Annotated in this window: 20 protein-coding genes; 15 read left to right on the forward strand and 5 right to left on the reverse strand. The window is 62.8% G+C overall.

The window, feature by feature from the left end; all coding sequences use genetic code 11:
• Position 1: 1 nt before the first annotated feature.
• Entirely contained in the window at positions 2–1,216 is a 1,215-nt protein-coding gene (locus JQ863_RS08350) for a multidrug effflux MFS transporter (protein WP_204113834.1), read from the reverse strand.
• Between the two features lie 177 nt (positions 1,217–1,393).
• Here JQ863_RS08350 and JQ863_RS08355 point away from each other — a divergent pair, with 177 nt between their 5' ends.
• The 9 genes from JQ863_RS08355 to JQ863_RS08395 all read left to right on the forward strand — a co-directional run bounded on the left by JQ863_RS08355 (position 1,394) and on the right by JQ863_RS08395 (position 8,634).
• The gene (locus JQ863_RS08355; RefSeq protein ID WP_204113835.1) at positions 1,394–2,926 is read left to right on the forward strand and encodes an acyl-CoA carboxylase subunit beta; all 1,533 of its coding nucleotides are present in this window, start codon (positions 1,394–1,396) and stop codon (positions 2,924–2,926) included.
• 11 nt (positions 2,927–2,937) lie between these two features.
• Complete coding sequence (locus tag JQ863_RS08360; protein ID WP_204113836.1) at positions 2,938–3,405, forward strand: methyltransferase; 468 nt, start codon at positions 2,938–2,940, stop codon at positions 3,403–3,405.
• Entirely contained in the window at positions 3,405–3,788 is a 384-nt protein-coding gene (locus tag JQ863_RS08365; RefSeq protein WP_204113837.1) for a hypothetical protein, read from the forward strand. The genes JQ863_RS08360 and JQ863_RS08365 overlap by 1 nt, the downstream gene beginning before the upstream one ends.
• Positions 3,781–4,158 (forward strand): DUF6497 family protein, encoded by a 378-nt coding sequence (locus JQ863_RS08370; RefSeq protein WP_204113838.1) that lies wholly within the window; start codon positions 3,781–3,783, stop codon positions 4,156–4,158. Before JQ863_RS08365 ends, JQ863_RS08370 begins: the two co-directional genes overlap by 8 nt.
• Before the next feature lie 211 nt (positions 4,159–4,369).
• Complete coding sequence (locus JQ863_RS08375) at positions 4,370–4,513, forward strand: hypothetical protein (RefSeq protein WP_204113839.1); 144 nt, start codon at positions 4,370–4,372, stop codon at positions 4,511–4,513.
• Positions 4,514–4,588: 75 nt separating this feature from the next.
• Positions 4,589–4,945 (forward strand): hypothetical protein, encoded by a 357-nt coding sequence (locus JQ863_RS08380; RefSeq protein WP_204113840.1) that lies wholly within the window; start codon positions 4,589–4,591, stop codon positions 4,943–4,945.
• 322 nt (positions 4,946–5,267) lie between these two features.
• Positions 5,268–5,510 carry a hypothetical protein gene (locus JQ863_RS08385; protein WP_420826268.1) on the forward strand — a complete coding sequence of 81 codons (243 nt, stop codon included), beginning with the start codon at positions 5,268–5,270 and terminating at the stop codon, positions 5,508–5,510.
• A 165-nt stretch (positions 5,511–5,675) separates the two neighbouring features.
• Positions 5,676–7,721 carry an acetyl-CoA carboxylase biotin carboxylase subunit gene (locus tag JQ863_RS08390; RefSeq protein WP_204113841.1) on the forward strand — a complete coding sequence of 682 codons (2,046 nt, stop codon included), beginning with the start codon at positions 5,676–5,678 and terminating at the stop codon, positions 7,719–7,721.
• A gap of 1 nt (position 7,722) precedes the next feature.
• A complete protein-coding gene (locus JQ863_RS08395; protein WP_204113842.1) occupies positions 7,723–8,634 on the forward strand; it encodes an aldo/keto reductase in 912 nt (303 codons plus the stop codon).
• 28 nt (positions 8,635–8,662) lie between these two features.
• Here the strand turns inward: JQ863_RS08395 and JQ863_RS08400 are convergent, their stop codons facing one another.
• Positions 8,663–9,118 (reverse strand): DUF4174 domain-containing protein, encoded by a 456-nt coding sequence (locus JQ863_RS08400; protein WP_204113843.1) that lies wholly within the window; start codon positions 9,116–9,118, stop codon positions 8,663–8,665.
• Positions 9,119–9,223: 105 nt separating this feature from the next.
• Between JQ863_RS08400 and scpA the strand changes: the two genes are divergently transcribed.
• A complete protein-coding gene (scpA, locus tag JQ863_RS08405; protein ID WP_204113844.1) occupies positions 9,224–11,353 on the forward strand; it encodes a methylmalonyl-CoA mutase in 2,130 nt (709 codons plus the stop codon).
• Positions 11,354–11,428: 75 nt separating this feature from the next.
• Here scpA and JQ863_RS08410 read toward each other — a convergent pair whose 3' ends face one another.
• Positions 11,429–12,631: an APC family permease gene (locus JQ863_RS08410; protein ID WP_204113845.1), complete on the reverse strand. Its 1,203-nt coding sequence runs from the start codon at positions 12,629–12,631 to the stop codon at positions 11,429–11,431.
• Positions 12,632–13,011: 380 nt separating this feature from the next.
• Here JQ863_RS08410 and JQ863_RS08415 point away from each other — a divergent pair, with 380 nt between their 5' ends.
• Genes JQ863_RS08415 through JQ863_RS08435 form a run of 5 tightly spaced genes read left to right on the forward strand, consistent with a single transcriptional unit; the run spans position 13,012 to position 16,279 of the window.
• Positions 13,012–13,614: a VOC family protein gene (locus tag JQ863_RS08415; protein ID WP_204113846.1), complete on the forward strand. Its 603-nt coding sequence runs from the start codon at positions 13,012–13,014 to the stop codon at positions 13,612–13,614.
• Positions 13,611–14,093: a GNAT family N-acetyltransferase gene (locus JQ863_RS08420; RefSeq protein WP_239113238.1), complete on the forward strand. Its 483-nt coding sequence runs from the start codon at positions 13,611–13,613 to the stop codon at positions 14,091–14,093. The genes JQ863_RS08415 and JQ863_RS08420 overlap by 4 nt, the downstream gene beginning before the upstream one ends.
• Before the next feature lie 54 nt (positions 14,094–14,147).
• Positions 14,148–14,831: a molecular chaperone DjiA gene (locus tag JQ863_RS08425; protein WP_204113847.1), complete on the forward strand. Its 684-nt coding sequence runs from the start codon at positions 14,148–14,150 to the stop codon at positions 14,829–14,831.
• Between the two features lie 4 nt (positions 14,832–14,835).
• Entirely contained in the window at positions 14,836–15,858 is a 1,023-nt protein-coding gene (locus JQ863_RS08430) for an endonuclease/exonuclease/phosphatase family protein (protein WP_204113848.1), read from the forward strand.
• Between the two features lie 28 nt (positions 15,859–15,886).
• Positions 15,887–16,279 (forward strand): hypothetical protein, encoded by a 393-nt coding sequence (locus tag JQ863_RS08435; RefSeq protein ID WP_338055503.1) that lies wholly within the window; start codon positions 15,887–15,889, stop codon positions 16,277–16,279.
• 17 nt (positions 16,280–16,296) lie between these two features.
• Here JQ863_RS08435 and JQ863_RS08440 read toward each other — a convergent pair whose 3' ends face one another.
• Together JQ863_RS08440 and JQ863_RS08445 are read right to left on the reverse strand one after the other, a co-directional pair.
• On the reverse strand, positions 16,297–17,835 hold the full coding sequence (locus JQ863_RS08440) for a Ppx/GppA family phosphatase (RefSeq protein WP_204113849.1): 1,539 nt from the start codon (positions 17,833–17,835) through the stop codon (positions 16,297–16,299).
• 52 nt (positions 17,836–17,887) lie between these two features.
• Entirely contained in the window at positions 17,888–20,062 is a 2,175-nt protein-coding gene (locus JQ863_RS08445; RefSeq protein ID WP_204113850.1) for an RNA degradosome polyphosphate kinase, read from the reverse strand.
• Between the last annotated feature and the right edge of the window lie 59 nt (positions 20,063–20,121).

Raw genomic sequence — 20,121 nt, forward strand, 5'->3', positions numbered from 1 at the left:
GCTAGATGCCGATTTGACGCTCGCGACGGATGACGACACGGATGGCGATGACACCGGCAATCGCAGTGGTCAGCATGATCCACAAAAGCGGCGCGGCACCGGATTGCGGCGTCAGCAAGGCGCCGGCCAGCGACGACAGCGCCGCGCCCAGCCCGATCATGATCGCCCCGGACAGGCCCGACGCCGTGCCTGCAAGATGCGGCCGCACCGACAGGGCGCCCGCGGTGGCGTTGGGGATGGACATGCCATTGCCCAGCCCGACAAAGGTCATCAATCCGAAGAAGCTGATCGCGGTTCCGGCATCGAACAGGAAGATCGTCAGCGACAGCGCGACTCCAAAGGTGGTGACCATGCTGCCCCAATAGACCATCCGGTTGACCCCGATCCGCGACGAATACTTGCCGGACAGGAAGTTGCCGAAGAAATAGCCAAGCGCCGGCGCGCCGAAATAAAGTCCCAGTTCGGCGGGTTGCAGGCCAAACACGACCTGCCCGACAAAGGGCGCGCCGCCCAGATAGGCAAAGAACGTGCCGGACGACAGGCCGGAGGCCAGAGAATAGCCCCAGAACCGCTGGCTGCGCAGCAATTCCGGGTATTGCCTGTATTGTTCTCGCAGGGTCAGGCCGGATTTGACCTGTGTCTCGCCCAGGTCGGCCCATGCCATGGCAAAGATCGCCAGGCCAAGTATGAACAGCGTCCAGAAATTCGCCTGCCAGCCCATCATCTGGTCAAGAACGCCGCCGATGACCGGGCCGATCATCGGCACCACCGCAACCCCCATGGTGACATAGCCCAGCATCGAGGCGGCCTTGTCCTCGCTCACCATGTCGCGCACCACCGCGCGGCTGAGGACCATTGCCGCCACGATCACCGACTGCGCCATGCGGAAGGCCAGGAAAACCGCGGTGTTGGGGGCATAGATGCAGCCCAGCGTCGCAATCACAAACAGCCCGACACTGGTCAGGATGACCGGGCGGCGGCCCAGCTTGTCCGACACCGGCCCGACCAGAACCTGCAACACCGCATTCATCGCCAGATAGATCGGCACGGTCAGCTGCATGATCCTGTATTCGGTGCCGAAATATTCCGTCATCCCCGGAAGGCTTGGCAGAAAGATGTTCATCGACAGGGCCGCGATACCTGCAAGCAGGATCAGCGTGACAAGATGTGGTGGTGTGGTACGGTCCAGAAATTGGACGCGGGAAGAGTTCGCCATGCATTCGAGTTAGGCGCGATTCGTGGAAATGTCCATAACTCGTTAAGCATTAAACTAGTTTGCAATTTTGCAATTTGAAGCGCCGCATTATTCATGTCTTTGCAAATTCGCACAATTTCCCTTTGCCGCGTTGCAGCGATTTCCTAGACTGCGTCAAATTTCAAGGGGACCCCGGCCATGAAAGATATCCTGAACGAACTCGAACAACGCCGTGAAACCGCCCGTCTGGGTGGTGGTCAGAAACGGATCGACAGCCAGCACGCCCGCGGCAAGCTGACCGCGCGCGAGCGGATCGAACTTCTGCTGGACGAAGGCAGCTTTGAAGAGTTCGACATGTTCAAATCGCACCGCTGCACCGATTTCGGCATGGAAAACCAGAAACCCGCGGGTGATGGCGTCGTCACCGGCTGGGGCACCATCAATGGCCGCATGGTCTATGTCTTCAGCCAGGATTTCACCGTCTTCGGTGGTTCGCTGTCCGAAACCCACGCCGAGAAAATCTGCAAGATCATGGACATGGCGATGCAGAACGGCGCGCCGGTGATCGGCATCAACGACTCGGGCGGGGCCCGCATCCAGGAAGGTGTTGCCTCGCTGGCCGGTTATGCCGAGGTGTTCCAGCGCAACATCATGGCCTCCGGTGTCGTGCCGCAGATTTCCGTCATCATGGGGCCCTGTGCCGGTGGTGCGGTCTATTCGCCTGCCATGACCGACTTCATCTTCATGGTCAAAGACACCTCTTACATGTTCGTGACCGGCCCCGACGTGGTCAAGACCGTCACCAACGAGGTCGTGACCGCCGAGGAACTGGGCGGCGCGTCGACTCACACCAAGAAATCCTCCGTTGCTGACGGCGCCTTTGAAAACGATGTCGAGGCGCTGGCCGAAGTGCGCCGCCTTGTCGATTTCCTGCCGCTGAACAACCGCCAGAAACCGCCGGTGCGCCCGTTCTTCGATGAACCCGACCGGATCGAGATGTCGCTGGACACGCTGGTGCCGGAAAACGCCAACACGCCCTACGACATGAAAGAGCTGATCGTGAAGATTGCGGACGAGGGCGATTTCTATGAAATCCAGGAGGATTTCGCCAAGAACATCATCACCGGCTTCATCCGCATGGAAGGGCAGACCGTGGGTGTCGTGGCGAACCAGCCGATGGTTCTGGCGGGGTGTCTGGATATCGACAGCAGCCGCAAGGCCGCCCGCTTCGTGCGCTTCTGCGACGCGTTCGAAATCCCGATCCTGACGCTGGTCGACGTGCCGGGCTTCCTGCCGGGCACCTCTCAGGAATATGGCGGCGTCATCAAGCACGGTGCGAAACTGCTCTTTGCCTATGGCGAGGCGACGGTGCCGAAAGTGACCGTCATCACCCGCAAGGCCTATGGCGGCGCCTATGACGTGATGGCGTCGAAACACCTGCGCGGCGACTTCAACTATGCCTGGCCGACGGCGGAAATCGCGGTGATGGGCGCCAAGGGCGCGACCGAGATCATCCACCGCGCCGACCTTGGCGATGCCGACAAGATCGCCAAGCACACCGCCGATTACGAAGACCGCTTTGCAAACCCGTTCGTTGCGGCCGAGCGTGGCTTTATCGACGAGGTGATCCAGCCCCACGGCACCCGCAAACGCGTGGCCCGCGCCTTCGCCAGCTTGCGCAACAAGAAGCTGACGAACCCGTGGAAAAAGCACGACAACATTCCGCTGTAAGGGTGTGACGGGTGGCTGACGGACCGGACATCGCTGTTTTCCCGCCGACCGTGTCGGTGGCCGCTCCGCTGGCTGCGGTGGCGCTGGAATGGCTTGTTCCGGTCGGGCTTCTGCCTGCGCCCGGCACCCCCATCATCCTGATTCCGGGCCTGTTGTTTCTGGTTGGGGCAGGGGCACTTGCCATCAGCGGGGACCGTGCATTCAAGGCGGCGGGCACCAATGTCGACCCGCGGCAAGCGGCGCTGACGCTTGTTCGGACCGGACCATTCAGGGTTACGCGCAACCCGATGTATCTGGGCATGGTGCTGTTGCAACTGGGCCTGGCGCTGACGTTTTCGCTGGATTGGGCGCTGTTGGGGGCGGTCTGTGTCTGGCTGATCCTGCATTTCGGCGTGGTGCTGCGGGAAGAGGCCTATCTTGTTTCGCGGTTTGGCGACGCCTATCGCGACTATCTGTCTGAAACCCGCAGGTGGCTGTGATGACCCATCCCCGCTGGCATATCCGTCGTCAGGACGCGACGCTGACACTGGCCCGCCGCCCCGTGGCGCGGCTGGATGTGTCGGCCTGCACGTCCCTGCCGGATGCCGGGCGGCTTCGGGTGGCGCAGCAGGTGCGGCAGGACATGTGGCGGGTTTTGCAGGACCTCAAGGGCTTTTCGCCCGTCGTCGAGGTCACGCGCGAGGCCGGGGGGCTGACCGTGACGGCAGGAGGAGAGGTCTCCGGTCAGTTCCCCCGCGCCCATGTCGAGGGGCTGATCCGCGAGGTTCTTGAATGTCCCGAGCGGCGCGCCCGCTGGCTGCGCCATGCCCGTCACCGGAGAAACGGGGACAACCGGGGCAACAGGGGGGGGCAGAATGTCTGACGTCCTGTTCCTGGCCTCAAGTGGCGCGGTGACGGCTGATGACCTGCCGCCGGTGCCTTCGGGGAACGAACTTTACCTGCAAGAAGTGATCTACGAGGACCGTCAGGATGGCAGCCGCGTGGCGCGCTATCGCTATGTCATGCCGATCCTGCGACAGGGGGTCGAGTTCTATGAGGTCGAGGCGGATTTCCAGTATCTCTGCGAGACCCGCGCGCTGCGCGAGTTGAAGGCCAGCGGCGAAAAGGTCGATCAGATCATCGTCTCTCTGGCCGACCGCGAGACCGAGTTTGGCGAGATCTCGCCGCTGGTGACCCAGTATTTCGAGGCCTACACCGTCGAGGACGGCTCCTGTATCTGGGAGGGGTATTGATGAAACCACAATATCTTGCGGCCGATCAATCCGTTGCAGGGGCTTTTGTCACCCTTGCGCCACAGGACTTCAACTGTGCGGCCTATCCGTATCTTTTTGCACGGAAATCCACTATCCTTCGCCACGAGTATGCCCAAATTCCCGGCTACTCGAATGAGAGGCAGGCAGGGCAAACCCGCCCTGATCCAAAAAAGAAGAAGTGGAGAAACGGATGTCAAAGAGCATCAAGTTCCTGGCAATTGGGCTGGTCGCCCTTGTCGCGGCATGTGCCAACGAAGAGCCGGTCGAAGAATATGTCGTGGTCGACCCCGAGCCGATCTCGGTCGAACCGACTTACACCGGCAAATACAAATAATCCGGTCGTGATACCGGGACAGGCTTCGGGGCCTGTCCCACACCGCGCCCCTCTTGCAACAGAAAAGGGCGCGCCATGCTGAAGCATCGCGGCTTCCCGGGCCGTCTGCCGGGCACCGATTTCCAGTTCACCATTCGCCGCCCCAATCCCAAAGGGGTGACGCCGATCATCCGGCGCGAGCGCTTCCGCGACCGCAAGCCCGCCGACCGGCGGGCCGATGCCGCCTTCATGCAGGCGCTGTGGGAACAGTTCGGCGACCAGCCGTTCGAGCGGGGCAATCTGGATGCGGGCCGTCTCAGCTGGCTGTTCGGCCGCGAGGTCATCCCCGCCGAAGACCCGTTTGATCCCGCCAGCTACGAGGCGCTGCTGGTCATCGACGAGACCGTTGCGCGGGCCTCGTTCCCGGATGCGTTCGACGGGGGGTGGGCATGATTTCGCCGATGGGGTCCGGGTTTGCGCGGGAAGCGGCCAACGCCGCGACAGTGGCGCAGAAAACCGTTGCGGCAGGGCATGTTGGCACCCTTAATGAACCCATGGCGGCGCGACTGACCAGGACGCCCGCCTGTAACAGTGTATTCCGTTACCCTTCCCCTTGCGGGTGGTCCGGCTGTGTCCCTGCCGGATCACCCGTTTTTTCGCAAAATGCCCGGTTTGATGCCCGGCATGGCCGCCCGCAAACGGCGGTGACGCGCCGAAAACCCATGTTTTGCGCGATTTCGCTTGCTGGATCGGGGTGGATTGGCGCATCACTTGCATGCATTTCCACTCAGAGCAGGAAAAAAACAAAATGCAAGTTTTCAAACGTTTCGCAATCATCGGCCTGGCCTGTGGCACGCTTGCCGCGTGCGGCGACACGGCGCTTGAACAGGGTCTTCTTGGGGCCGGCGCTGGCGCGGGTGCAGCCATCGTCACCGGCGGCAATGCCGCAACAGGCGCCATCGTCGGTGCAGCAGGCAACGTTGCCTACTGCCAGGCCAACCCGGGCAAGTGCAACTGACACAGCCCTGATCCCTGCGCCCTGCGCGGCGCATGATCTGATCGTTTCCGCGGCATCTGCCGCCCCGTCTGACAAGACCATCGGTGCCTTTGGTGCCGGTGGTCTTTTTGTTGTTTCCGCATGCCGCGCATCGGTCGCGGCGGCCAAGACCTGAAAGGAATAGGCATGTTCGAAAAGATCCTGATCGCCAACCGCGGCGAGATCGCCTGCCGCGTGATCAAGACCGCCCGCAAGATGGGCATCAAGACGGTCGCCATTTACTCGGATGCCGACAAGCACGCGCTGCATGTCCAGATGGCGGACGAAGCGGTGCATATCGGCCCGCCGCCCGCGAACCAGTCCTATATCGTCATCGACAAGGTGATGGACGCGATCAGGCAGACCGGCGCGCAGGCGGTTCATCCGGGCTATGGCTTCCTGTCCGAGAACTCGAAATTCGCCGAGGCGCTTGAGGCCGAAGGCGTTGCCTTTGTCGGACCGCCGAAAGGCGCGATCGAGGCGATGGGCGACAAGATCACCTCGAAGAAGATCGCTCAGGATGCGAACGTGTCGACCGTGCCCGGCTACATGGGGCTGATCGAGGACGCGGATGAAGCCGTGAAGATCTCGAACGAAATCGGCTATCCGGTGATGATCAAGGCCAGCGCCGGGGGCGGCGGCAAGGGCATGCGGATCGCGTGGAACGACACCGAAGCGCGCGAGGGGTTTCAGTCCTCGAAAAACGAGGCGGCGAACAGCTTTGGCGACGACCGGATTTTCATCGAGAAATTCGTCACCCAGCCGCGCCACATCGAGATTCAGGTCCTGTGTGACGCGCATGGCAACGGCATCTATCTGAACGAGCGTGAATGCTCGATCCAGCGCCGGAACCAGAAGGTTGTGGAAGAGGCCCCGTCGCCCTTCCTTGACGAAGCCACCCGCAAGGCGATGGGTGAGCAATCCGTCGCGCTGGCCAAGGCGGTGGGCTATACCAGCGCCGGGACCGTGGAATTCATCGTCGATGGCGACAAAAACTTCTATTTCCTTGAAATGAACACCCGTCTGCAGGTGGAGCATCCCGTGACCGAGCTGATCACCGGGGTCGACCTTGTCGAACAGATGATCCGGGTTGCAAACGGCGAGCCGCTGTCGATCACGCAGGACGATGTCGGCATCAATGGCTGGGCGATTGAAAACCGGGTTTACGCCGAGGATCCCTATCGCAACTTCCTGCCGTCGATTGGTCGCCTGACCCGCTATCGTCCGCCGGTCGAAGTGGCTGCCGGTCCGCTGGCCGACAATGGCAAGTGGCAGGACAAGGCGAAGAAGGGCAAGGATTTTGCCGTGCGCAACGATACCGGCGTCTATGAGGGCGGCGAGATCAGCATGTATTACGACCCGATGATCGCCAAGCTCTGCACATGGGCGCCAACCCGTGGCGAAGCGATCGAAGCCATGCGCAACGCGCTGGATGGGTTCGAACTGGAAGGCATCGGCCATAACCTGCCCTTTGTCAGCGCGGTGATGGATCACCCAAAATTCATCAGCGGCGACATGACCACTGCCTTCATCGCCGAGGAATACCCGGACGGGTTCGAAGGGGTCGAACTGCCCGAGGACACGCTGCGCCGTATTGCGGCTGCGGCCGCCGCCATGCACCGCGTCGCTGAAATTCGCCGCACCCGTGTCTCGGGGCGGATGGACAATCACGAACGTCGCGTCGGCAAGAAATGGGTGGTGTCGCTGCAAGGACAGGAGTTTGCCGTCAAGGTGAAGGCCGACAAGGAAGGCTCGACCATCAAGTTTGCCGACGGGTCCAAGCTGCGCGTTTCGTCGGATTGGACACCGGGCGATCAGCTGGCCGTCGTCGATGTCGACGGGCCGCTGGTGCTGAAGGTTGGCAAAATCTCGGGCGGGTTCCGCATCCGCAGCCGTGGCGCCGACCTGAAAGTGCATGTGCGCACCCCGCGTCAGGCGGAACTGGCGAAGCTGATGCCCGAAAAACTGCCGCCCGACACTTCGAAAATGCTGTTGTGCCCGATGCCCGGCCTGATCGTGAAGGTCGATGTCGCGGTGGGTGACGAGGTTCAGGAAGGCCAGGCGCTTTGCACCGTCGAGGCGATGAAGATGGAAAACATCCTGCGCGCCGAGAAAACCACCAAGGTCACCAAGATCAACGCCGGACCCGGCGACAGCCTGGCCGTCGATGACGTCATCATGGAGTTCGAATGATATGACCAACGCCCTGCCCATCGCCCGAGACGCAAGGATCGGCCCGTTCACGGCGGGGCGTATCGCCTATGGCTGCTGGCGCTTTGCCGGGTCGACCCCGGACGAGGCGACAGCCAAGATCGAGGCGGCGCTGTCGGTGGGTGCGAACCTGATCGACACCGCTGCGATCTATGGGTTTGGCGATCCCGGCTTTGGCGCGGCGGAAGAAAAACTGGGTGGGGTGCTGAAGGCGCAGCCCGGCCTGCGCGACCAGATTGTTCTGGTCACCAAGGCGGGCATCCACCCGCCTCTGCCTTATGACAGCCGCGCGGAAAATCTGATCGACAGTTGCTCGGGATCGTTGAAGCGGCTTGAAACCGACCGGATCGACGTCTTTCTGATCCATCGCCCCGATCTTCTGGCGTCTTATGACGAGGTGGCCGAGGCGCTGACGCATCTGCGTGCGGCGGGCAAGATCCGCGAGGCGGGCGTGTCGAACTTCACCCCCGCCCAGACCCGCGCCTTGCAATCCAAGCTGGATTTCCCGCTGGTTGTGTCTCAGCCCGAGTTCTCGGCGGTTCACACCGACCCGCTGACCGATGGCACCACCGACCTTGCGCAGGAACTGGGGCTGGCGTTGATGGCGTGGTCGCCGCTTGCGGGCGGGCGGCTGGTCTCGGGGCAGCGCGGCGAACCCGGCAGCGTCGAGGCGCGTGTTCTGGCGGTTCTGGACGAGATCGCGTCGGAAAACGGTGTTGGCATCGACCATGCCGCGCTTGCCTGGGTGCTGGCCCATCCTGCGGCCAGCTTTGCCATCATCGGCACGCAGTCACCTGACCGGATCAGGGACTCGGTCCGGGCGCTGGACGTGAAACTGTCGCGCCGCGACTGGTATGCGGTGCTGGAAGCGGCACGCGGGGAACCGATGCCGTGACGCGAAATCCTCGGTCATATTCCGGGCCTTACCGCCTGTCTCGCTCTTCCTGCTGGCGCAGCGGCATCTTGTCGATGGACCGGGAAATTTCGCGCACGCTCCAGGGTTGCGGCTTGCGCAGGTATACGATGCCGTCCTTGCCCATCAACACCAGCATGAAGCCGCGCGGCCGCAGTTTCCGGCGCAGGTCGGACATATGCGCCCCGTCCGTATCGGTGATGATGACAACATCGCGCTCGGCCAGATCGCCGGGGCGCTCGGACAGAAGGTCCATCTGCTGCACGAAGCGCGGGTCGGCGGCGGTGTCGGCAAAGACCACCACGGGCCGCGCCACCCATTTGAAATCATCAAGCACCACATCACCCGCCGTAAACCGGGTCGTGTGGTCCTCTTGCCATGCGTCCACCGGGGAAACCGGAACCGCATCCGTGGCAAATACCGGCGTCGCCGCCAATGCAATCATCAGGCAAAGCTTTTTCAGCATGATCCCTCCTGTTGATTCAAAATATAGGCGCGGCGGCGGACAAAACGACCCCTTTTCGCCGGTTTACCCGGCACAAATGATCCGATTCACCGAAAGGACGATCCGATGAGTGACAAAACTGCCGCGTGGAAGGCGCTGGCCGAGAAGGAATTGCGGGGCCGCCCGCTGGATGACCTGACGTGGAAGACGCTGGAAGGCATCGACGTCAAGCCGCTTTACACCGAGGAAGACACCGCCGGACTGCCCCATATCGGGTCGCTGCCGGGCTTTGGTCCTTTCACCCGTGGCCCCAAGGCGACGATGTATGCGGGCCGTCCGTGGACGATCCGGCAATACGCCGGTTTCTCGACGGCCGAGGAATCCAACGCCTTTTATCGCCGCAACCTAGCCGCCGGTCAGCAGGGGGTGTCGGTTGCTTTCGACCTTGCCACCCACCGGGGTTATGACAGCGACCACCCGCGCGTGGTTGGCGATGTCGGCAAGGCGGGTGTGGCCATCGACAGCATCGAGGACATGAAGATCCTGTTCGACGGCATCCCGCTGGACAAGGTGTCGGTGTCGATGACGATGAACGGCGCGGTGATCCCGATCCTGGCGAATTTCATCGTGGCGGGGGAAGAGCAGGGCCATGACAAGTCGGTCCTTGCGGGCACCATTCAGAACGACATTCTGAAAGAGTTCATGGTCCGCAACACCTATATCTATCCGCCCGAACCGTCGATGCGGATCATCTCGGACATCATCGAATACACCTCGAACGAGATGCCCAAGTTCAACTCGATCTCGATTTCCGGCTATCACATGCAGGAAGCGGGCGCGAACCTTGTGCAGGAACTGGCTTATACGCTGGCCGATGGCCGCGAATATGTCCGTGCGGCAATCGAGGCGGGCATGGATGTCGACAAGTTCGCGGGCCGCCTGTCGTTCTTCTTTGCCATCGGCATGAACTTCTTCATGGAAATCGCCAAGCTGCGCGCCGCGCGGACCTTGTGGCACCGCGTCATGACCGATTTCGGCGCCAAGTCGGAACGTTCCAAGATGCTGCGCACCCACTGCCAGACCTCGGGCGTGTCGTTGCAGGAGCAGGACCCCTATAACAACGTGATCCGCACCGCTTATGAAGCGATGAGCGCGGTTCTGGGCGGCACCCAGTCATTGCACACCAACGCGCTGGACGAGGCGATCGCGCTGCCGACCGATTTCTCGGCCCGGATCGCGCGAAACACCCAGTTGGTGCTGCAAGAGGAAACCGGCGTCACCAAGGTCGTCGATCCGCTGGCGGGCTCTTACTATGTCGAGAGCCTGACCAACGAGCTGATCGAAAAGGCCTGGGCGCTGATGGAAGAGGTCGAAGAGATGGGCGGCATGACCAAGGCCGTGGCCTCGGGTATGCCCAAGCTCAGGATCGAGGAAAGCGCCGCGACCCGTCAGGCGATGATCGACAAGGGCGACGAGGTCATCGTCGGCGTCAACAAGTACCGCAAGGAAAAAGAGGATCCGATCGACATTCTGGATGTCGACAACGTGGCCGTGCGTGAAAGCCAGATCGCGCGTCTGAACAAGATCCGCGAAACGCGCGATGAAACCGCCTGTCAGTCGGCTCTGGATGAGCTGACCCGCCGGGCCAAGGAAGGCGGCAACCTGCTTGAGGCCGCAGTAGAGGCGGCCCGCGCGCGGGCATCTGTCGGAGAGATCAGCATGGCAATGGAAAAGGAATTCGGCCGTCACCGCGCCGAGGTAAAGACGCTGGCCGGTGTCTATGGCGCGGCCTACGAGGGGGACGAGGGTTTTGCCGCGATCCAGGCCTCGGTCGAGGCCTTCGCCGCCGAGGAAGGCCGCCGTCCGCGTATGCTGGTTGTCAAGATGGGGCAGGACGGGCACGACCGGGGTGCCAAGGTCATTGCCACCGCCTTTGCCGATATCGGTTTCGACGTCGATGTCGGCCCCTTGTTCCAGACACCCGACGAAGCGGCACAGGACGCGGTGGACAATGACGTCCACGTCGTCGGCATCTCGTCCCAGGCGGCGGGCCACAAGACATTGGCGCCGCAGCTGATCCAGGCGCTGAAGGACAAGGACGCCGAGGATATCATCGTGATCTGCGGCGGGGTGATCCCGCAGCAGGATTACGAGTTCCTGAAAAAGGCCGGCGTCAAGGCGATCTTCGGTCCGGGCACCAATATCCCCGAGGCGGCTCAGGACATCCTGCGCCTGATCTCCGAAGCCCGCGCCTGATCCGCGTGGCCTGAAAGAAACGGGCCTGAAAAAAATGGGGCGGTCCTGTCCGGGCCGCCCCTTTTGCTGTCCGGCCTATTCCGCCGGAACCCCCAGAACAAAGACCAGCGTCGACAGCACGGCCAGCATCGCGAACCCGATGTTCTTGCCGCCATCGCCGGGCCGCGATCTTGCCGCCAGAAACGCCACCCCGCATTGCAGGGCGTAAAACAGCGCAAAGGCGCGGCTGGCCAGTGCGATGACCTCGGTCACGTCGGTCGAGATCAGGATCGCGATGCCGACCACCGCAATCAGCAGATAGCCATGGCGCGGATCGACCCGGCCGTGGGAAATCTCGTGGATCAGCCCCTCGTTGCCGATACTGTCGGCGACGGCGGCGCTGAACTGGCTGGCGACGGCGGCCAGCGTCAGAACCAGCGGCAGAACCAGCGCCACCGCGCCCGACACGGTGATGATCGCGGCCACGCCGCTGCCATCGGCCAGTGTCGTCAGCAGCGGAGAGAGCAGCAGGAAAAACGCCACATAGATGACGGCCGCGATGATCTGCGCCAGCTTCATCGCGCGCTGCCGCGTGGCGCGGTCGAACTCGTCGCCTGTAAAGCGCGTGGTTTCAAACCCCTGCACCACGATCAGCAGGCCCAGCAGCACCGGGATCGAGGCCAAATCGAACCGGCCCGGCGGCGGTGCGATGCTCTGGCCGCTTGTCGCCGTGGTCACGGCAAAAACGACAAGGCCAACAAGGAAGGCCGCGATCACCGACAGGTTCAGCGAGGTCGCGTAGCGCTCGATCTTGGCCACTTTCGAGACCCCGCCGCTCCAGCCCAGCCCGCCGACGAACAGGACCAGCGCAATGGCGATCCAGCGGGCCAGCGCCTCGTTCGGGGCGCCGATGGACTGCAACAGGAAATTGCCCAGAAGCGACAGATAATAGGCGACCGACACGAAATAGGCGAAGGCCAGGACATAGTGGCTGAGCCGCTCCAGTGAATGCACCGCGCGCTGGCCGTCGGTGGCGAGCATCTGTTCGACATGGGCGATGTTATAGCGGATGGCACCGCCGATCAGCCAGGCCAGCGCGATGAGCGAGGCCATCGCAGGCGCGGCATAGCCGCCGAATTCCCGCGCCAGAAGCGGTGCCGACACAAGGAACCCACTGCCGATGATCGAGGCCAGCGGCGTCACCGTCGCGCGCCACAGGGGCGACCGGGCAAACGGGGCCAGGAACAGACCGGCGAAACACAGGGCGGCAACGGTCAGGACAATCAGGTTTTCTATCATCGCCGGGGGCCTTTGGTCTCAATCAGATGGTGTTTCAATACGTCGTTGATCCGACAGTGATACTGCCGCGAAGCGCCCTGTCAAAGACCGTGTTGCAGAAGCGCGGGGACAGAGCCCTGCACAACTGCACGATGCTGAGGATACCCGAGACGCACGACCCGGCCAGAACGCCCAGCTTGGTATCGTCGCGCAGTTCGCGATTGGTGAAGCTGCGCCCACCGACGATTGGCTGCCAACTTCAAATGGATACCGCCCGTGGGTTCAAGTTTGAAGAAACGGCCAATCGCGCGACGGATCCTGTCTGTTGCCGGGGCAATATCTCGTGATAGGACGATGCTGCCGGCGTCGTCCGGTTCACTACCAGAGGCTGAGGACGCCACGTGAAATTGGATCATTTAGCGGTTGCGGGCCAAAATTTGGACGAGACAGCCGGATTTGTCGAGGATCGGCTGGGCGTCAGGATGGGACCGGGCGGGGAACATGCCCATTTCGGCACGCATAACCGGCTGCTGGGGCTGGCGGACGGGCTGTATCTTGAGGCGATCTCGATCAACCCGGAGGCCGCCGGGGCCGCGACGCCGCGCTGGTTCGACCTGGACCGGCTGTCGGGCCCGCCGCATCTGCGGAACTGGATTTGCCGGGTCGATGACCTTGATGGCGCGTTGGCAGAGGCACCCGGCGGGGCGGGGGTGCCGGTGCAGTTGCAGCGCGGCGATCTGCGCTGGCGCATGGCGGTGCCGGACACGGGCGTGCTGCCGTTTGACAACCTGTTTCCCGCGCTGATCCAGTGGCAGGTCGCTGAGCTGCCCGGCGAAAGGCTGCCGCCCTCGGGCTGTGCGCTCGTCGCGCTTGAAGTCCGCCACCCAGATGCCGCAGCTCTCGCCGACAGCCTGCCGCTGGCCGACGGTCGCGTCAGCTTCGTCACCGGAACACCCGGCCTTGTGGCCGAAATTCGCACCCCTCATGGGAACCGCCTGCTTTGACCCACATTCGCACAGCCACACCCGGCGACGCCGCCGCCATCAATGACATCTGGAACCGCGAAATCCGCGAGGCGGTGTCCACCTTCAACTCGCAGCCCAAGACCGTTGACGAGGTCGCGGCGCTGATCGCGGCGCGGGGGCCGGCCTTTCTGGTTGCCGAAGCCGACGGCAATGCCATCGGCTTTGCCTATTACGGCCAGTTCCGTGGCGGTGTCGGTTATGCGCATACGATGGAGCATACGGTCTATCTGGGTGACGCGGCGCGGGGCAGGGGCGCGGGTCGGGCGCTGATGTCGGCGCTGGAACAGGTTGCGCGCAGGGATGACGTTCACAGCCTGATTGCAGGCGTCGCCGGTGAAAACACCGCCGGGATCGCCTTTCACGCGCGGCTTGGCTTTGCCGAGGTCGCCCGCCTGCCGGAAGTGGGGCGCAAGTTCGGCCGCTGGATGGATCTTGTGCTGATGCAGAAAATCCTGTGAACCCAACCCGATAAAGCGCCTGACATCCCCGGACGCACAAGCTAGGGTGCGGCCATGTCGATCTGGACCCGCATATCCGAAGCGATTGCAGCGCTGGCGAATGGTGAAAGCCTGACCCAGGTCTTTGATCGCCTGAAGGCCCCGCCCGAACGCTCGATCGCCTTCACCATTGCGGTGATTGCTTTGGGGGCGAAGATGGCCAAGGCCGACGGGCAGGTCACCCGCGACGAAGTCACCGCCTTCCGCGAAGTGTTCCAGATCGCCCGCGAGGACGAGGCAGGGGCGGCGCGCATCTTCAACCTGGCCCGGCAGGACGTCGCCGGGTTCGAGGAATATGCGCTTCGGATCAAGGGGTTGTTCGGGCCGGGTCACAAGGTCTATGGCGACCTGATGGAAGGGCTGTTTCACATCGCCATGGCCGATGGCGATTATCACCCGAACGAAGACCTGTTCCTTGAACGGGTGGCCGAGATATTCGGCATTCCCGAAAACCAGTTCCGCGCCATGCGCGCGCGGTTTGTGCCCGATGCCAAGCCCGATCCCTATACGGTTCTCGGGGTCACGCCGGATACGCCGATGCCCGAGATCCGCAAGGCATGGCGGCGGCTGGTGCGCGACACCCATCCCGACAGCATGATCGCGCGGGGCGTCCCGGAAGAGGCGGTCAAGCTGGCCGAGAAACGGATGATCGACATCAACCGTGCGTGGGAAGAAATCACCCATTCGGCCCCGGCCTGAAACGATGCGGATCGCCACCTATAACGTCGAGTGGTTCAACACCCTGTTTGATGACCGCAACCAGCTGATCGTCGATGACGGCTGGTCCGGGCGACAGGACGTCACCCGCCAGCAGCAGATCGAAGCATTGGGCATCGTGTTCACCGCGCTGGATGCCGACGCGGTGATGATAATCGAGGCCCCGGACCAGAACTCGCGCCGGTCCACCGAGGCGGCGCTGGAGAATTTCGCGGCGGCCTTCGGTTTGCGGGCGCGCAAGGCGCTGGTCGGGTTTGCCAATGATACGCAGCAGGAAATTGCGCTTCTCTATGACCCGGACGCCTTGCAGGTGCGCCACGATCCCATTGGCGACGAGACCGGCAAGAAAGGCCACCAGGACGCGCCGCGCTTTGATGGTGTGTTTCGGATCGACCTGGATATCGACGCGACCGAGGACCTGGTCACCTTCTCAAAACCCCCGCTCGAGGTGGCGGCGACCACGGCGTCCGGCACCCGCCTGCGGTTGATCGGGGCGCATCTGAAATCCAAGGCCCCCTATGGCGCGCGCGGACGCGACGCGATCATGCGACAGTCGATTGCCAACCGGCGCAAGCAGCTGGCACAGGCGATCTGGCTGCGTCAGCGCATCGACACCCATCTGACTGCGGGCGAGTCGCTTGTGGTGCTGGGCGATCTCAACGACGGGCCGGGGCTGGATGAATACGAACACCTGTTCGGGCGCTCATCGGTCGAGATCGTGATGGGCGAAGGCGATTTTGCGCTGGTCGATCCCAATGCCCAGCGTGCGTTTCAAAACCGGCGCGGGGCGCTGCCGACCAGCTCGCGGTTCTACCTGCCGCATGAAAAACGCTTCATCCAGGCGCTTCTGGACTATGTCATGATCTCGCGCGACCTGGCCGCGAAACGCCCCGCGTGGCGCATCTGGCACCCGTTCGATGACCCCGAATGCTGGAAACTGCCAGAGTTGCGGCAGGCGCTTCTGACCGCGTCTGACCACTTCCCGGTCAGTCTGGATATTGACATCTGACCCTTTCATTTTTTGGCGGCGACCCCATATGACCCCCATGAAACACATGTCGCGCCCCTTGCTGCCCCTGACGCTCTGCGCTGCGCTTGCCGCGTCGCCCGTGCTGTCGCAATCGACAGAGGACGGCACCGGCAAATCCCTGATGGAAGAGGGCATGCGCCTGTTCTTCGAGGGTTTGCAGCAGCAGATGGAACCCACGATGGACGAGCTGAAGGGCCTGGCCGAAGAAATGGGCCCGGCAATGCGGGGCTTCTTTGCCGAAATGGGTCCGGCGCTGGCGGATCTGCTGGAACAGGTCGACGACTGGTCGGCCTATGAAGCGCCCGAGATGCTGCCGAACGGCGATATCATCATCCGTCGCAAACCGGACACCCCCGAAACCGATCCCGAGATGGGAGAGGACGGTCAGATCGAACTTTAACGCCTTTTGACAGGTGGTTAGCTTTTGATCTTCACGTTGCCTGTGGCACCAAGTGCATCGACAAGCGACTGGAACCGGGCGGCGGCGACCTCGCCGTAAAGCGGGGCGACCTCGGCCGGAAGCGTCAGTTTCAATTCGCGTTTCTTCGGGTGCCAGCGCAGGGTGCCAAGGTTGGCATCCTTCTTCATCCACAGCATCGCGCCAAAACGCATCGCCTTGCCCAGCACCTCGGCCTCTTGCTGGCGTTTCTCGTCCAGAAGGGTGAACATGTCCTGAAACCGCGTACCCTCGCGCTTGTTGCGATAGCGGTGCAGAAGCGCCATGCCCAGATAGATCCGTTCCGAGTGTTTCAGCCCGCCCAGGTTGGCGCGGGTGGCATAGTCGAAACAGACCTCTGCGCGGTAATCGGGATGCGCGCGCCAGCTGACGTCATGCAAAAGGCAGGCGGCCTTGATCAGGCGCAGGCGGTCGTCGGGCACCGCGTTGAACAGCGGCAGGATGAATTCGTAAAGCGCCTTGCCGAAACCGGGGATGCGGGCGTCCTTGGCCTCGGCAAAGCGGCAGGCTTCGATCAGCGGGTCACGGCGGCGCAACCGTTCGGGCATCTGTTCATAGAGCATGCCTTCGCGGATGCCATAGGAACTGACGGCGATGTCATGCGGGCTGAAACGGCGCACGACGCCTTTCAGCACGTCGATCGCATAGGGCACCAGCGCCATCCGGCTGGACGAGACGCCGCAGCGCAGGCGCAGTTCCTCGGGGTCGCTTTCGGCGATGTAATCCGCGGTGCGATAGATCGACTTCCGCGTCATCCGGTATTCGTGCAGAACCCGCAGCGGCCAGCCGCGCCGTTCCTGATCGATCCGGGCAATCGCGCGCCACGAGCCGCCGACAAGAAACAGCCGGTTGCGCTGGCTGCCCAATTGTTCCTGCATCACGTCCAGCGACGCGTCGATATGCGCCCGCCGCCCCTTCTTGCCGCCCTTGATATCCTTCAGCTTCAACGGCCCCAGCGGAGAGGTCATCCGCCGCCCGACCTGGTCATTGCCGATCTCGGCCAGCTCCATCGACGAGCCGCCGATGTCACAGACCAGCCCGTAGGATCCCGGCCAGCCCAGCAACACGCCCTGCGCCGACAGCCGCGCCTCTTCCGCGCCGTCGATGACGTGGATCTTCAACCCGGTGGTGTCCAGCACCTCGGCGCAGAACGCGGCCCCGTCCTCGGCTTCGCGCACAGCGGCGGTAGCGACGGCGGTCAGCGGCCCGTGGCAGATTTCGCGGGCGATGGCCTGAAACCGGCGGATCGCCGACAGCGCACGCACGCGGCCCTCGGGGTTCAGCCGCCCGGTGTCAGAGAGCCCCGCGCCAAGCGCGCACATGATCTTTTCGTTGTAGAAATAGGCCGGGCTTCGGGCGGCACCGTCAAACACCACCAGCCGGACCGAGTTCGATCCGACGTCCACCACGCCGACGCGTTTCAGCTTGCGTGCCGAAGGGTCATCAAACAGCGGGCGGCCAAATGGTCCCCACTCTTGCGCGGCGTCGGTTGCGTCCATGTCGTGTCCCGGTCTTGTCCCTGTCCCAAAATGCGTCAGTGGCGGGCAGGGGTCAATCTTCGGTATGGGTCAGTTTCGGCACATCCGACGCCCCGGCGCTACCGCGGCCTGACAGGGAAGGGTTCTCCATGAAGAACCTGTGGCAATTGAACGCAAACTCGCCTTCGGGCACTTCGGTTCGGACAAAGCTTCCATCCGGCGCCATCACCCAGCTTTGCGCCACATCCGCCAGATTCGCGGCCATGATCTGGCTGACGATCTGCGCCTTGACGGTGTTGTTGTTGATTTCGACCAGCGTTTCGACCCGGCGGTTAAGGTTGCGCCCCATCCAGTCGGCGGACGAGATGAACACCCGGGATTTCTTGTGCGGCAGACCGTGGCCATTGCCGAAACAGACAATCCGGCTGTGTTCAAGGAACCGCCCGACGATGGATTTCACCCGGATGTTTTCCGACAGGCCCTTGATGCCGGGCCGCAACCCGCAGATGCCACGGATCACGAGGTTGATCTTCACCCCGGCCTGGCTTGCCGCATAAAGCGCGTCGATCACGTCGCTGTCGATGAGCGAGTTCATCTTGGCCCAGATTTCCGCCGGTTTGCCGTCCTTGGCATGGTCGGCTTCGGCGGCGATCATCTCCAAGAGGCGGGGTTTCAGCGAGATCGGGGAAATCGCAAGGTTTTCAAGCCGTTCCGGTTCGACATAGCCGGAAAGATAGTTGAACACCTTGGTGGCGTCGCGGCCCAGATCGGCGTCGCAGGTAAACAGGCTGAGGTCGGTGTAAATCCGCGCAGTAATGGGGTGATAGTTGCCGGTGCCGTAATGGGTATAGGTCACCAGCTGGTCGCCCTCGCGCCGCACCACGGTTGAAATCTTGGCATGGGTCTTGAGGTCGATGAAACCATAGACCACATGCGCGCCCGCCCGTTCCAGCCGCCGCGACTGGCGGATATTGGCGGCCTCGTCGAACCGGGCCTTCAACTCGACCAGCGCTGTCACCGACTTGCCGTCCTCGGCCGCTTCGCACAGCGCCTCGACGATGGGGGACTTTTTCGACGTCCGGTAAAGCGTCTGCTTGATCGCCACCACGTCGGGATCGCGGGCCGCCTGTTGCAGGAAGCGGACCACCATGTCGAAGGTTTCGTAAGGGTGGTGCAGCAGCATGTCCTTCTGGCGGATCGCGGCGAACATGTCGCCGTCGAAATCCTGCACCCGTTCCGGCACGCGCGGGGTGAACGAGGGCCACAGAAGGTCGGATCGCGCATCCAGCACCAGTTCCTTAAGGTCGGCCAGCCCGATCATGCCGTCGATATCGACGACCTCGTCCTCGGACACGTGCAATTCGTCCATGATCAGCGCCTTCAGCTTTTCCGGCGCGTTGGACGAGATTTTCATGCGCACGACTTCCCCCCGGCGGCGGCGTTTCAGCGCCACTTCGAATTCGCGGACAAGGTCTTCGGCCTCGTCCTCGACCTCGAGATCGCTGTCGCGCAGCACCCGGAAGGTGCAATGCCCCTTGGCGACATAGCCGGGAAACAGGCTGTCGAGATGCAGCAGCAGCAATTCCTCAAGCGGCAGGGCGCGGTGGCGGTCGTCATCCGAGGGTAGGATGATAAAGCGGTCGATCTGGTGCGGGATCGGCAAAAGCGCGTTCAGCGCCCGCTTGTTCGACTTCCGCTCAAGCTGAAGCGCCAGCGAATAGCCCGCGTTGGGGATGAACGGGAACGGGTGTGCCGGGTCGATGGCCAGTGGCGACAGGACCGGGAACACCCGGTTCAGGAAGACATCGGCAAGGAACTCCTTGTCCGCGTCGGTCAGCAGTTCCCGATCCAGAATCGAGATGCCCTCGGCCTCCATCTCGTCGCGCAACACGCCAAAGGCCGCCTGCTGGGATTGCAGCAGCTTGCGGGCGTCCTCGTTGATCAGCACAAGCTGTTCGGCGGGCGACAGGCCGTCGGCGGCAGGGGTGGTGTTGCCCTCGCGCTGCAACTCGCGCAGGCCGGCGACGCGGACGGTATAGAACTCATCAAGGTTGGTTGCCGAGATCGACAGGAAGCGCAGCCGTTCCAACAGCGGCACGCGCGGGTTCTGCGCCTCTTCCAGAACGCGCCAGTTGAAGGCCAGCCACGAAAGCTCGCGATTGTGGAAACGCCCCGGACCGGTCAGGTCGACATCCGTCAGTTCGACGGGCGCGGGAAAGTCGGATTTGAGGAAATCGGCATAGGTCATGGGGATAAGGGGTGCCACAATAGCATGAAACTGAAGTGACAGTATTTCCCGCCGATGGG

It is taken from the genome of Shimia biformata (assembly GCF_016888515.1).
Taxonomy (GTDB): Bacteria; Pseudomonadota; Alphaproteobacteria; order Rhodobacterales; family Rhodobacteraceae; genus Shimia_A; species Shimia_A biformata.

Coding starts and splice junctions, on each gene's coding strand:
- scpA (WP_204113844.1), top strand. CDS start 9,224: ATGAGTGACAAAACTGCCGCGTGGAAGGCGCTGGCCGAGAAGGAATTG.
- JQ863_RS08445 (WP_204113850.1), bottom strand. CDS start 20,062: ATGACCTATGCCGATTTCCTCAAATCCGACTTTCCCGCGCCCGTCGAA.
- JQ863_RS08375 (WP_204113839.1), top strand. CDS start 4,370: ATGTCAAAGAGCATCAAGTTCCTGGCAATTGGGCTGGTCGCCCTTGTC.
- JQ863_RS08365 (WP_204113837.1), top strand. CDS start 3,405: ATGACCCATCCCCGCTGGCATATCCGTCGTCAGGACGCGACGCTGACA.
- JQ863_RS08385 (WP_420826268.1), top strand. CDS start 5,268: ATGCATTTCCACTCAGAGCAGGAAAAAAACAAAATGCAAGTTTTCAAA.
- JQ863_RS08425 (WP_204113847.1), top strand. CDS start 14,148: ATGTCGATCTGGACCCGCATATCCGAAGCGATTGCAGCGCTGGCGAAT.
- JQ863_RS08410 (WP_204113845.1), bottom strand. CDS start 12,631: ATGATAGAAAACCTGATTGTCCTGACCGTTGCCGCCCTGTGTTTCGCC.
- JQ863_RS08370 (WP_204113838.1), top strand. CDS start 3,781: ATGTCTGACGTCCTGTTCCTGGCCTCAAGTGGCGCGGTGACGGCTGAT.
- JQ863_RS08400 (WP_204113843.1), bottom strand. CDS start 9,118: ATGCTGAAAAAGCTTTGCCTGATGATTGCATTGGCGGCGACGCCGGTA.
- JQ863_RS08440 (WP_204113849.1), bottom strand. CDS start 17,835: ATGGACGCAACCGACGCCGCGCAAGAGTGGGGACCATTTGGCCGCCCG.
- JQ863_RS08380 (WP_204113840.1), top strand. CDS start 4,589: ATGCTGAAGCATCGCGGCTTCCCGGGCCGTCTGCCGGGCACCGATTTC.
- JQ863_RS08355 (WP_204113835.1), top strand. CDS start 1,394: ATGAAAGATATCCTGAACGAACTCGAACAACGCCGTGAAACCGCCCGT.
- JQ863_RS08430 (WP_204113848.1), top strand. CDS start 14,836: ATGCGGATCGCCACCTATAACGTCGAGTGGTTCAACACCCTGTTTGAT.
- JQ863_RS08350 (WP_204113834.1), bottom strand. CDS start 1,216: ATGGCGAACTCTTCCCGCGTCCAATTTCTGGACCGTACCACACCACCA.
- JQ863_RS08395 (WP_204113842.1), top strand. CDS start 7,723: ATGACCAACGCCCTGCCCATCGCCCGAGACGCAAGGATCGGCCCGTTC.
- JQ863_RS08390 (WP_204113841.1), top strand. CDS start 5,676: ATGTTCGAAAAGATCCTGATCGCCAACCGCGGCGAGATCGCCTGCCGC.
- JQ863_RS08435 (WP_338055503.1), top strand. CDS start 15,887: ATGACCCCCATGAAACACATGTCGCGCCCCTTGCTGCCCCTGACGCTC.